Annotated in this window: 14 protein-coding genes; 10 read left to right on the top strand and 4 right to left on the bottom strand. The window is 58.2% G+C overall.

The genetic code is table 11. The features are described from left to right. Nucleotides 1-16 precede the first annotated feature (16 nt). Nucleotides 17-1597 carry an ABC transporter substrate-binding protein gene (locus AC2FIC_RS17260; protein ID WP_496689884.1) on the bottom strand — a complete coding sequence of 527 codons (1581 nt, stop codon included), beginning with the start codon at nt 1595-1597 and terminating at the stop codon, nt 17-19. Between the two features lie 567 nt (nt 1598-2164). Here AC2FIC_RS17260 and AC2FIC_RS17255 point away from each other — a divergent pair. Genes AC2FIC_RS17255 through AC2FIC_RS17240 form a run of 4 tightly spaced genes read left to right on the top strand, consistent with a single transcriptional unit; the run spans nt 2165 to nt 5388 of the window. Continuing rightward, entirely contained in the window at nt 2165-3652 is a 1488-nt protein-coding gene (locus AC2FIC_RS17255) for an FAD-binding oxidoreductase (protein WP_496692671.1), read from the top strand. Beyond that, entirely contained in the window at nt 3649-4059 is a 411-nt protein-coding gene (locus tag AC2FIC_RS17250; RefSeq protein ID WP_496692670.1) for a hypothetical protein, read from the top strand. Before AC2FIC_RS17255 ends, AC2FIC_RS17250 begins: the two co-directional genes overlap by 4 nt. Then, a complete protein-coding gene (locus AC2FIC_RS17245) occupies nt 4056-5108 on the top strand; it encodes a hypothetical protein (RefSeq protein ID WP_496692669.1) in 1053 nt (350 codons plus the stop codon). The genes AC2FIC_RS17250 and AC2FIC_RS17245 overlap by 4 nt, the downstream gene beginning before the upstream one ends. Beyond that, on the top strand, nt 5098-5388 hold the full coding sequence (locus AC2FIC_RS17240) for a hypothetical protein (RefSeq protein WP_496692668.1): 291 nt from the start codon (nt 5098-5100) through the stop codon (nt 5386-5388). The genes AC2FIC_RS17245 and AC2FIC_RS17240 overlap by 11 nt, the downstream gene beginning before the upstream one ends. 16 nt (nt 5389-5404) lie before the next feature. Here the strand turns inward: AC2FIC_RS17240 and AC2FIC_RS17235 are convergent, their stop codons facing one another. Genes AC2FIC_RS17235 through AC2FIC_RS17225 form a run of 3 tightly spaced genes read right to left on the bottom strand, consistent with a single transcriptional unit; the run spans nt 5405 to nt 8516 of the window. Next, nucleotides 5405-6364: a sensor histidine kinase gene (locus AC2FIC_RS17235; RefSeq protein WP_496692667.1), complete on the bottom strand. Its 960-nt coding sequence runs from the start codon at nt 6362-6364 to the stop codon at nt 5405-5407. After that, nucleotides 6361-7038: a response regulator transcription factor gene (locus AC2FIC_RS17230; RefSeq protein WP_271950973.1), complete on the bottom strand. Its 678-nt coding sequence runs from the start codon at nt 7036-7038 to the stop codon at nt 6361-6363. The genes AC2FIC_RS17235 and AC2FIC_RS17230 overlap by 4 nt, the downstream gene beginning before the upstream one ends. Continuing rightward, on the bottom strand, nt 7035-8516 hold the full coding sequence (locus tag AC2FIC_RS17225; protein ID WP_496692666.1) for a DUF4153 domain-containing protein: 1482 nt from the start codon (nt 8514-8516) through the stop codon (nt 7035-7037). The genes AC2FIC_RS17230 and AC2FIC_RS17225 overlap by 4 nt, the downstream gene beginning before the upstream one ends. Nucleotides 8517-8674: 158 nt before the next feature. On the opposite strand from AC2FIC_RS17225, the gene AC2FIC_RS17220 reads away from it, so the two are divergent. The 6 genes from AC2FIC_RS17220 (at nt 8675) to AC2FIC_RS17195 (ending at nt 12186) form a co-directional block, all read left to right on the top strand. Beyond that, nucleotides 8675-9046 carry a YciI family protein gene (locus AC2FIC_RS17220; protein WP_142638441.1) on the top strand — a complete coding sequence of 124 codons (372 nt, stop codon included), beginning with the start codon at nt 8675-8677 and terminating at the stop codon, nt 9044-9046. A gap of 4 nt (nt 9047-9050) precedes the next feature. Then, a complete protein-coding gene (locus tag AC2FIC_RS17215; protein WP_496692665.1) occupies nt 9051-10286 on the top strand; it encodes an RNA polymerase sigma factor in 1236 nt (411 codons plus the stop codon). A gap of 67 nt (nt 10287-10353) precedes the next feature. Then, nucleotides 10354-10740: a VOC family protein gene (locus AC2FIC_RS17210; protein WP_496679467.1), complete on the top strand. Its 387-nt coding sequence runs from the start codon at nt 10354-10356 to the stop codon at nt 10738-10740. 24 nt (nt 10741-10764) lie between these two features. Then, the gene (locus tag AC2FIC_RS17205) at nt 10765-11163 is read left to right on the top strand and encodes an MAPEG family protein (RefSeq protein WP_496679462.1); all 399 of its coding nucleotides are present in this window, start codon (nt 10765-10767) and stop codon (nt 11161-11163) included. Further along, nucleotides 11163-11507 carry a TfoX/Sxy family protein gene (locus tag AC2FIC_RS17200; RefSeq protein ID WP_496679459.1) on the top strand — a complete coding sequence of 115 codons (345 nt, stop codon included), beginning with the start codon at nt 11163-11165 and terminating at the stop codon, nt 11505-11507. Before AC2FIC_RS17205 ends, AC2FIC_RS17200 begins: the two co-directional genes overlap by 1 nt. A gap of 16 nt (nt 11508-11523) precedes the next feature. Further along, nucleotides 11524-12186: a DUF2461 domain-containing protein gene (locus AC2FIC_RS17195; RefSeq protein WP_496692664.1), complete on the top strand. Its 663-nt coding sequence runs from the start codon at nt 11524-11526 to the stop codon at nt 12184-12186. Nucleotides 12187-12366: the final 180 nt, after the last annotated feature.

The raw sequence follows: 12366 nt of genomic DNA, 5'->3' as shown, positions 1-12366 counted from the left end.
CACTGATCTGAATGGCTTAGTTCAGAGTGAAGTATTTGACCTTAGGCTGATCTTCGGCATCCACTTCGATGCCCACACCGTCGGCCATACCCCAGTTCAGAACCTGGTGATGAATGGGGATGTAAAGCGCTTCGTCCTGCACAACCCGCCAGATGTCGGCGATGTCGGCATTCCGAGCGTCAAGATCGGTATTCGAGGCAAGCGACTTGATCTTCCCGTCCAGCGCATCGTCCTGATAACCGGTGCCGTTCCACGTGCCGATGTCATCTTCGCGCCCATGCACAAGGAAGTTGAAGATGTATTCCGAGTCATATGTCGGCACACCCCAACCCAGCATGTAGAAATCTGTCTTGCCATCGGTGATCAGCGGGAAATGCTGCGCCTTGGGCTTGGCGTCCAAATTCACGGTCACGCCGATCTGGCCCAGCATCCCAACAGCCGCCTGACAGATAGCTTCATCGTTGATGTACCGATCATTCGGGCAGTCCAGCCGAAGCGAGAAGCCATCGCCATAACCTGCCTCTGCCATCAGTTCCTTGGCCTTGGCCAGATCGGTGGAGGATTCGCCGTCCATGTCAGAGGTCCAGCCATTCACGAAGGGCGGTGCGATCATGCCTGCAGGCTGCGACTGGCCGCGCATCACGACCTGCTTGATCGCATCACGGTTAATCGCCATCGACATCGCTTGACGCACCCGCACATCGGCCAGAGGGTTCTTGCCGTCCACGTTATCCGCCTCGATGTCGTCGGCACCCTGGTTCATACCAAAGAAGATCACCCGGTTCTGCGGGGCTTGCTTGACCATCAGACCGTCGACACCATTGACGCGTTCAATGTCCTGCACCGGCATATCCTGGAGGAAGTTCACCTCACCCGACAGCATCGCCGCAACGCGAGTCGCAGCGTTCTGGATCGGGGTATAGATGATCTCGGTCACTTCCATCGGGAACTGGTCGATGCCCCAATAGTTGTCGTTGCGCACCATCACCGTCTTGATGTCAGGCTCGCGGCTTTGAAGAACATAGGGACCCGTTCCGTTGGCATTGGTGGTGGCATAGGTGATTTCGCCACCTTCGAAATCCTGAACATTAACGGTGTCATTCGCCTCGGCCCAGCCCTTGTCCAGAATGAACAAGTTGGTCAGGTTCGACGGCAGGATCGGGTTCGGACCATCTGTGACAATCTCGACGGTGAAATCGTCAACTGCACGCACTTCGACGATCGAGCCGATCAGCTCTTTCATGTCGGAATTAGGTTGCTTGGCACGGGTAAAGCTGAACACCACATCTTCGGCGTTGAAGTCCGCACCGTCATGGAATTTCACGCCTTCGCGCAGCTTGAAGACCCAAACATTCGGGTCATCGGCCTTGGGGCCCCACTCGGTCGCCAGCGCGGGCTCGAATGCACCGGTCACGTCGCGGATGATCAGAGGCTCGTAAATCTGGTGTCGCACGGTGTGCGTCGGACCTTCATTCTGCGAATGCGGATCCAGCGTCAGCGCATCACCGGCCCGCGCCCAGCGCAGCGTTTCCGCCGAAGCGCCCGCGGCCATCAGCGCCGTCGCACTTGCAGCGATCATCAGGTTTCTTAGAATCATTTGTAACTCCCCTTTTTGTTAATATCGCCCTTTGGACGACAGACCATTTTTACGGCCTTGGTGGTCCTGATCATCCAGATCATCGTTACAGTTGCAACACCTGATTGAGCATAAAAACGGCAGTTTGGCGGATGCCCCGACGCAAATCTGCCGTGCGCGCATGAACTTACGTAGCGGAAAGCTTACGCCAAACTGTGACCGCTGACCGTCTTACAAGTACGGATTTCCGCAGTTTGCAAAACATGCCTTCCGGTTGAACATTCCGGGAATGAAGCCAAGTTTCGAGCCACTTGCGGTCAAAAAACTGGTCCTTGGACCTTGCCCGAATCTGCTGACCACGGCGGATCGCCATGCTGCAGGTACCCGTCGGCCTGATCTGGGGCAACTAGGACACCTTTGCGCCGGTACAGCAGGCCATGGACTTGCACATTCTTTGACCCGATGCCCAAATGGACACCTTGGCAGGGGTCAGGCACATACCCCGGATTGAGGCCCGCAGGAATTTCAAACTGCGCTTAAAATCATTCTTGATCAGATGTCCCAGTTAACTTCGGGAGAAATCGAACGATGAAAACATTTACCAGAAGGGCGGCCTTGTTTGCCGGCGGAGGGTTGGCAGGATGGGTTGCGTCACGGTGGCTGGGACCGGACCTACCTGTCTATGAAGGCACAAGAAGGACATTTGCGGAAACCGGCGACAAAGTGATGAATGACGCCAGCGGACTGTCACCGACACCGATCCACAAACATCTGGTGCTCAGCGATGACCCCGGATACACGCTGATCGCCGCCATCCGGCAAGAGCTTTCGGAGGCCAGATCAGAAGGACGCCCGGTCAACATTGGGGCCGCGCGGCATTCCATGGGTGGGCAAGCCATTCCCCGCAACGGCACAGCGATTACCTTTGACAATGGATCGGTTCAGATCGACGGTTCTGCCGGGACCTATCTGACCCATGCCGGAGCCCGCTGGTCACAGGTCATCTCAGCGCTTGATCCCGCAGGCTGGTCCCCCAAAGTCATGCAGTCAAATAATGATTTCGGTATCGCCGCCACTTATTCGGTCAATGCACATGGCTGGCCGGTTCCCTTTGGGCCGATGGGGGCGACGGTCCGGTCGTTGCGCATGATCTTGCCCTCGGGTGAGTTGGTGACCTGTTCGCCCACCGAGAACGCCGAGCTGTTCAATCTGGCGATGGGCGGGTACGGGTTGATCGGCGTGATCGTGGACCTTGAGGTCGAGATGGTTCCAAATTCACGCCTGACGCCGGGTTTCGACATTCTGGAAGCAGGAGCGTTTGCCTCGGCCTTTCGTGCGGCGATTGACGACCCGGCGGTCACAATGGCCTATGGCCGCCTGAATGTTGAACGCGATGCGTTTTTCGAGAAAGCGCTATTGGTGACATATCGCGAAGGCTCGGACCAATCGGACCTGCCACCAGCGTCCGGGTCGGGGTGGATGTCGCATGCGGCCAGCCGTCTGTACCGGGCTCAACTGGGCAGCGAGCCCTTCAAATCCTTCCGTTGGTGGAATGAAACACGGCTGGGCCCAGCGCTGGGTTCGGGTGAGGCGACGCGGAACACTTTGATCAACGAACCGGTTGTGACTCTGGACGACCGCAACCCGGATCGGACCGACGTCCTGCACGAGTATTTCGTGGGGTTCGATGCGTTCGACGATTTCTTATCAGTGTGTCGCGCGGTAATTCCGGCCTCGTATCAAGAGTTTCTGAACGTAACGCTGCGCTATGTCGCACAGGACGATCAGGCTGTTCTGTCCTATGCAAGCGAACCGCGGATCGCCGCTGTCATGTCGTTCAGCCAGGAGCTGACCGAACGCGGCGAAGCCGATATGGCGCGGATGACCCGGGCGCTGATCGACGGGATCGTGGCGATTGGCGGAACCTATTACCTGCCGTACAGGCCACACGCGACACTGGATCAACTGACTGCAGCCTACTCCAATGCGGAAGGGTTTGCGCAGGCAAAACGAGAGCTTGATCCGCAACTGGTTCTGCGGAACAACCTTTGGGACAGCTATCTGGGGCGTCTATGAGCAACCTTCAAAAACTCTGTCTGATTTACTTTGTCGCGCTGATGATTGCCGCATCGCTGAACTATATTCCCGGCCTGACGGATCAGGATGGTCTGGCCTTTGGCATTTTCGCACTGGATATCTATGACGATGCGCTGCACGTGGCCTCGGCCCTTTGGGCGCTGATCGCCGGGCTGTTGTCACACCGCGCGGCTCGCAGCTTTCTGATCCTGTTCGGGCTGGCTTATCTGGGGGACGGCGTGTTCGGGTTTTTCACCGGTTATGGCTATCTTGATCTGGGTATCTTTACAAACCCATCGGCCGGGCCGGAATTGTCGCTGCCCCGCCTGTTTGCCAACCTGCCGCATCTGGCGCTTGGCGGCGTTGCCGCCTGGGCCGGGCTGCGGGACCGGAGACACACCGCATGAGGTTCCTGCTGTGGTGGACCAAACGGCTGATTCTGGTGTTGATCCTTGCCGGGATCGCGCTGGCTGCTCCGATCCTTTATGTGGAAACAAGCTGTCGTGGCGCGGATCAGCCGCTGGCCTATGCCTCGCTGATCGACCCGGCACATCACCGGGCCGAAACCCGCACGCTGATGACCTATCCCGAATGGCACATTGTCCACGCCTACGAGGATTACGCCGAGGTTCTGCGCACTCAGGACCCCCATGATTACGGGTTCTGGAGCAGTATCACCGGGTTTTGGGGGTCGCTCTGCGATCTGAACCTGAACGCCTCGGCCTTGGGAGAGGTGGATAGGGCCACCAAACAGATGGTCTATGTGATCGGTGCCAGCTTTTCCGCCGAGCTGGCGCTGAAGGCTGCCTATGAGGAAACCCTCGGTCGGCTGGCCTCTGCCTTGCGGGGCCCACAGCGGGCACCTCTGGATGATTTGTCGGCACAGCAGGCCGCCGCATATGCCGCGTTCCTACAACAGGTTCCGTGGTATAAATGGCCCTTCGCCGACGACGCCCAGAGCCTGGTCGAACAAAACAGCGGCAGCCTGCGCGACAGCGAAAGAGCGATTGCGCTGGGTCTGGAATACGGTGCCAAACAGGCCTATGCGGGCGTGATCGAACAGGCTGTTGCGCAGGTCGGCGCTGATGAGCTGACGCTGCGGATGATCATCACCGGCGCCAGTGCAGACAGCCTGTCTGCCTATCCCGGCGTGAAGGTTATCGCGCAAGGCCCAAACGGAGTTGAGATCGAAACGCCGCGCTACCGCACCCTGACCAACCTACTGGCGGAAATGGCCGGCGCTGGGGTCGAGATTGTCGAGATCGCCGGCAATGACGACATTCTGTTCACCGCCCTGTCGGATCAACCATCCGCGCCGGATGCGATCTTTAGTGCCCAACGACAAGGGTTCGGGGACTATCGCCATCTGATATTGGTCAAGGTGCCCGATCTTTCACAGCGCCTGCGCCAGATCCAAGCGGACGGGCTGACGCTTGAGCATATCCATGACTATTAGATCGCTCCTGACAGCCATCCCGCTTATGGTGCTTGGCTGGCTGTCGGTTCTTGTCGTCGTCGCATTGATAACGGATGAGGCCCCGGCCTATGTCGTGGTCTTTCCCTCGCAAGGTCTGATGCAGAACCTGCCCGATGACGCGGCGGTCATCGGGTCATCCGGGATCAGCGTGACGGTCACATCAGAGAGCAGCGGGTTTGCCCAATCGCTTTACCGTCAAGGGGCACGGCTGGTCCTACCAGCGGGGCTGCCCGGATGCCTTCCGCTTCCGGCGCAGTAACGCCTATCTGCGCAGGTCAGAGCCTATGAAAACTCAGATCAAACCGCGCGCCCTGTGGGACGGGGTGGTTTGCGATGTCTCCGCGATGGGCCGACAGGATGTTGCGGACAATAGCCAGCCCCATCCCGGTGCCGCCGCTTTCCCGGCGGGTTGTAAAGAACGGATCGAACACGCGGTCGGCGTTACCGGGCGATATCCCCGCCCCATTGTCGGACACGGTCAGGATAACCGTGTTTCCAGCCTCTGAGGCGCGCAGATCAACCGCGCTGGCCCCGTGATCTTTGGCATTTTGCAGAATATGGCCCAGAACGATCCGCAACCCCTCGGCCGAGATCGGGAATGCGACCTCATCCGCCCCGGACAGGTTTAGCTCAATCGGAAGCGCCCCTGGCAACGCATCGCGCAGGGTGCTTGCCCCGACATATCGGGCCTCGCGCGCGCGGGCGGCATCCCGAAGTGCTGCAAGCTGGGTTTCGATCTGCTGACGCGCCCCGTCGATCTGCGCGATTAGGGCTTTGGAGTCATCGCTGCCATCCGGGGTGTCCTGTAGCATCTCAACCGCCGCGCGGATTGCGGTTACCGGCGATTTCAACTCATGCGTGACGTGATCGGTATAAGACCGGATGGTCGCCTCACGGTCACGCAGCGCCTCGGCCATGGTGACGACCTGAGTTGCGGTCTGGTGAAGCTCTTTGGTGCCGAAATGCCGGATTGGCACGGCGCGGGCTCCGGCCTCTTGCGCCCCGGCATAGGCCTGCAAGGCTTTGATTGGACGCAGCAGCAACCGTACCAGCAACCAGCCCAGCCCCGATGTTGCAAGAAAGATCACTCCGCCCAGAACCAGGGCAGAGTTCCGAAAGCCGAATTCAGGACCCAAATAACGCAGGGCCACCAGCCCCGCGAATGACAGACCCAATGTCCCGACCAGCGCACCGCCCAGCACAAATGCCAATGAAGGCCGCCAGCGCCGGGTCACCCCAGCCTCCTCATCCGGATACCCTGACCATGTACGGTTTCCACCGAGTCCGATAAACCAACCTGCGCAAATTTGTTCCGCAGGTTCCGAAGGTGGCTGTCCAAGGTCCTGTCCGAGACCTGGCTGCGCGCGCCCCAAATCTCGGCAATCAGGGCCGTGCGGGGAACAAGACGACCCGGTGTTTCCATCAACATCACCATGATCTGAAACTCAGTACCGGTCAGGGCAATTTCCGTGTCGTGGCAAGCACAGAGTCTTGCGGTCCGGTCCAAGGTCAAGGGGCCGTGCCGCAGATTTCCCGGCGCCGCCACAATGCGATTGGTGCGCCTTAGGATCACCTTGACCCGCGTCACCAGTTCGCGCGGGCTGAAAGGCTTGGTCACGTAGTCATCGGCCCCAAGTTCCAGCCCCAGAATCCGGTCGACCTCATCATCGCGGGCGGTCAGGAACAGGATCGGGACGTCCGAACGGGTTCGAATTTTCTGACATACGGCAAAGCCATCCAGTTCGGGCAGGCCAACATCCAGAACGATCAGGTCCGGTTCGTCGCGAAACGTGCTGATTACGGCTTCCTGACCGTTGGCGGCGGTCGAAACGCTGTAGCCAGCGCGTTCCAGCCCCAGACGCACAACTTCACGCAACCGCGGATCATCATCGACAACTAAGATATTCATATACCCGGACCGATACTGCTCAGATCGGCACCATAGCGGGACAGGCGCCACTTTCGAAAGCCCCATTCCTGCCAGCTGTTGATCGGGTCAGCTTCAAAATAGCACAGCGAATTCGGATACCCGTAGCTAATATGCATCCCGGTCATGGGCCCCAAAGAACACAGATAGGCATAATCCGGTTCGGACAGTTTCAGGTTTCGGGTCGCGATCACATGGGCAAAATTCACAAAACTGGCGCAATAGAGGACCAGAACGCTCAGAATGCCGGTTCGCGCGATCAACCAACTATTGGATTTCCTGAACGCTATTTGCCACCCAACCAGCGCCAGACCTGCCGCAACAAGACCCATCCAGATCTGCGCATAGATACGCAGGTAGGTCAGGCCATAGGTGCCGACATATAAATCCAGACGCATCAATGCCGCACCGCACAGAGCCACATTTTGTGCCAGCCACAACACCATCAGCGGTTTCAGCACCCGATTTTCATCCAGAAACGGCCGCGCTGCCAGGGCGAATGCACTGGCTAGCAGCGCCGTTACCAGCAACGGATATGCGCCGCGATGGGCGTAGGTTGCATAGCTCATCCCCTCGGGCAATGAGGCCCCGCCCAGCAGAATCGACAGGTCCAGCACAGTCTGAACACCAATCAGTGCATTGAACACCCAGAGCGCCCGCAGGACCGAACCACCGTTGAGGCCGGGGATCGTCTGAGGGCCTGCGAATGGTCGCGGGTTCAGTCCGCGAAGCGGGTGGTTATCGACAAAAGGCCAGATGATCAGCGCAATCCCTCCCCAGAACAGGGCGCGCTGCAGCAGGTGGCCAAAGGCGATATCCGGGGTGACAAGGGATTGGAATACCGGGTTCGCCTCGGCCAGCAAGGTAACAAAAACCATCGTCCCGCCAATCGGCAGACCCCAGTTGCGCAGGAACTGCCGAACCCGCGTCCAGCCGCCTCCGGCATCGCTGACAATCGTGGTTTTCAGGCCGGGTATCGCGCGGACCGGGCCAAGCCAGTTCTTTGGAAGATCAGTCAGAAACCCCAGCGCCAGCAAAAGCAGTTCCAGAACCTGGCCTTTCGGGTGCCTGACCCAGACAATCGCAACGACGAGCCCTGACAAAAGAAACGCGACCGATAATGGTTGAACGAAATCCACGACCGGCAAAACACTCAGCACCAAAACCGCTGCGGGCATAAGCACCCCTTTGCCAGACCGATCCGCGGGCAGGCCGCACAAAAAGACCGCCACAGCAAAGACCGCCAGAGACACACCCGCCTGATGTCCCCAGAACAGGTAATCCGCCAGCGCGACCAGCAAGATAAACCCGATCACGCGCCATGCGCGACCATCGGTGGCAAACGCCGGGGTTGAACCCGGCGGGCCCTTGGTGCCTGAAATCACTGTCTCTTCCGACAGCCACCAAGCGTCCAGCGCCACAGAATTCGGAACTCCAGAAATTATAAGTTGCTGCGCCATTTCTTCCCTCTTGTGTTTTAAGGGACTGGTTTGACCCAAAGGTCGGGAAGCTCGGGTGCAGAAGATCTGCAGAAACTGTGCAGATCGGTGAAATGAGTGTCGGATTTGCAAAGGCTCGCGCGTCCTAGCAGGATGAAACCAACTTCGCGGAGGTAAAAATGATCTATGCAATCTCGATCTATGGTCAGGCGGGTGTGTTCGAAGCGTTGCCACAGGACCGTCAGGACGATGTCATGGCAGGACATACGGTGCTACAGAATGCCCTCAGGCAGCGCGGGGATTTCCTGTCCGTCAAACTGATGCCCCCGACTACGGCTGTCACAGTCGAACCCGCGGCTGCTGAGACTCTGCAACCTATGATCGTCGACGGCCCGTTCGCTGAGACGAAAGAAAGTTTTCTGGGCTTGTATCTGGCCGAGTTCAACGATCTAGATGAGGCGCTTGAACATGCGCGAATGATCTCGTCACCTGTTGCCCGGCTTGAGGTCCGCCCCGCCGCCTGGGCAGGCGGGTCGATGACCTTGGATTGACCGCGTGTCGGATTGGCTAGAGGCCACGTTCTTGCAGCAACGCCCGCAGGCCATCGCTGCCCTGACGCGATATTTCCGGGACATCGACCTTGCCGAAGATGCATTTGCCGAAGCCTGTCTAAAGGCTCTGACCGTATGGCGCAAACAAGGCGCGCCGCGCGATCCGCTGGCTTGGCTTTTGACCACCGCCCGTAATGCCGGGCTGGATGGTTTGCGCAAATCCCAACGCCGCAGCGCAATCCTGACCCGCCACAGGGAAGAATTTCATTCCATGGCTGATGACCCACCAGATCCGGACGAGCTGCGCGACGATGTTCTGCGCCTGCTGTTCATCTGTTGTCACCCGGACCTAAGCCGGCAAGACCAGATTGCGCTGGCCCTAAAAATTGTTGCCGGGTTGCGTGTGGAAGAAATCGCCCGTGGTTTCCTTGTCAGTACAAAGGCAATGGAACAGCGAATTACCCGCGCCAAGAAAAGGATCGCAGGAAGTTCTGTCGCTTTTGAAACACCCACGCCACAGGAGCGGGCTGCGCGTTTGGGCGAAGTGTCTTTGATGATCTACCTGATGTTCAACGAAGGCTGGTCAACCTCGGGTGGCCCGGTGCAAATCCGGCTCAAACTATGCGATGAGGCGATACGTCTGGCCCGGCTGCTGGTTGCCTTGTTCCCGACGATGGCCGAGCAGATTTCACTGCTAGCCCTGTTGCTTCTGCAACATGCCCGTCGTGAAGCACGGCTAGACGATCAAGGTGATCTTGTAGCCCTGGAAGATCAGGACAGGGCCCTTTGGGACGAGGCCAACATCGCCGAAGCGACAGCCCTGATGCAAAAGGCCGAACGGCTGAACCAAGTGGGTGTTTACGGTATTCAGGCCGCAATCGCCGCCGTTCATGCGCATGCCCAATCGACAGAAGATACCGACTGGTCTCTGATCGAGGCGCATTATGCCGCGCTCTATCGCCTCCAGCCCTCGCCGGTCATCCGCCTGAACCAGATCGCCGCCGGGTCCAGGGTTCATGGCCCACGCCGCACGCTTGTTGCGTTGGATGCCGTGGCGAATGATCTGGCGTCTTATCGCTGGTTCCATGCCTTGCGCGCGGCAATGTTGCGAGAGATCGGCGATCTTCCCGCCGCGATCCAGTCCCTTAACCGTGTTCTGAACCTCGGCCCGACGGGACCGGAACGTGTGGCGGTACTGAAAGAAATCGCCGCCTGTGAAAAAGATTTGAACCAGTTGTAGGAAAGGCCGATCCTCACGCGTCCTTTGTTCAGTCCCGCATGCAGCGGGCAATCAAAGGGAGATAAAGATGAGCATTCTGGACATGACCACCGTTGGAAACTCGGGCTGGATCGGGCATTCCGGGCCAGACCAGACCAAGGCCAAGCAATTCTACAAAAATGTGCTGGGCTGGAACATTAACGAGATGCCGATGCAGGACGGGTCAAGCTATGCCGCCGCGGTGGTTGGTGAAACGCCAATCGGAGGGTTCTCGCCCATGCCCGAGACGGATGGAAACTGGACGATCTATTTTACGGTTGCTGATGTCGATAACAGCCTAGCAGCCGCAGTTGCACAGGGAGCCTCAGTCTTGCAACACGCCATAGATATGCCCGGGGTCGGCCGGATGGCCACTCTGAACGACCCACAAGGCGCACGGTTTGCGTTGATTACTTATGAAAGCATGGCGTCTTAATCTTGGGCAGACAGGAGAATTCCCATGGAACACACACCGCAAATCGCTCTGCTTGTTACAGCAATCTTTGTGCTTATGAGTATTCCGATGGGAATTCTTGTAGGCATCAGACGATCCCAGACCGGAGTTTTACTGCTGCACGGGGATGACGACGAGCTGCTGCGGCGGATTCGGGCACATGGGAACTTTACTGAATATGTTCCACTGGCCCTGCTGGCTTTGGCGGGGGCGGAGATTGCCGGTGCCTCAGACTGGCTGGTCGGGGGATGCGGTCTTGTGCTGTTGGTGGCTCGCGCCGTGCATTATGTCAGCCTGCGTTCCACCCCCGACGGCAAAGGTCGGGTGATCGGTGCCGCACTGACAACATTGGTGATGCTCGTCTTGTCCCTGTCAATTCTTTGGCAATTGGTGGGATCAGTCTGATGCCAAATGATGAACACCTGAATCAACGTATGCGCCTCGCCCTCGAGGCGCATATTGGAATTTCCGAAATGCGGATGATGGGTGGCACCTGCTTTTTTCTGAACGGCAATATGTTGTGCGGCGCGCGCCGCGACAAAGACGGGTTTGGACGGTTCATGTTCCGTGTCGGCAAGGCCAAAGAGACCGAGGCGCTTTCTAATCCGTTTGCAAACCCGATTGTCCACGGAAAGCGAAAACTCGGTGGGTTTGTCGTTGTAGACGAGGCCAACTGCGATCCGGCTGCGCTGGGTGACTGGCTGAGCCTGTGCCTGGCGCACGCCGCCAGCCTGCCGCCGAAAAGTTGAATATCAGGAGAAGATGATGGATCAGTTCCGCTGCTTTTCGCCCGAGGCCCTTCAGTTTCTTTCTGATCTGCGAGCCAATAACCGACGCGAGTGGTTTCACGCCAACAAACAGATCTATGAGGCCGCGATCAAACAGCCCGCAGAACAATTTGCGGCCCAGATGTCACAGGCGCTGGCTGAAATGACGCACATGCCCCATTCGGCCAAGATCTACCGTATTCATCGAGACGTGCGGTTCTCAAACGACAAGTCACCCTATAATCCTCATCTGCGCATGTCTTTCATACCCGGGGATTGCGGAGATCAGCCCCCGCTTTGGCATTTCGGGCTGTCCCCGGATTGCCTGTCCCTTGGGTGCGGCGTCTTCCAATATGTAAAAGCAGCCCTAGAGAGGTATCGGACCGGCGTAGCAGGACCAGCGGGAAATGATCTCATGGCAATCATCAATGATCTTACGGCCAGGAATGTCAGGATCAGCGAGCCCGAGTTGAAGCGCGGACCGTCAGGCTATGCGAGTGATCACCCCCATCTGGACCTTCTACGCCGCAAGGGGCTTACCGTTTGGACGGATCTTACCGCCCAACCCACCGTAACCCAGGCAGGTCTTAGGGAAGAATGTCTAAATCAATTTCAGCTCTTCCACCCGGTGTTTCGGGCCTTGCAGTCCCTTGGCACCTAGCCGACCTAACACAGGATCATGGTATCCCTTCGCCTTCTTCAACGCCAAGGGTCTCACGTTGAGCGGGCCAGGCAGCGAGGGTGCGTAACCAACATTGCTGCCCGTTTCCTACGGGTTGGCATTATCTATTACGGGTCTGTCACAGTGTTTTTCTCGTACTTCTTGCTTCCACGGTGCTTC

It is taken from the genome of Ruegeria sp. CDSC079 (assembly GCF_059610505.1).
This window is presented reverse-complemented; position numbering and strand designations above follow the sequence as displayed.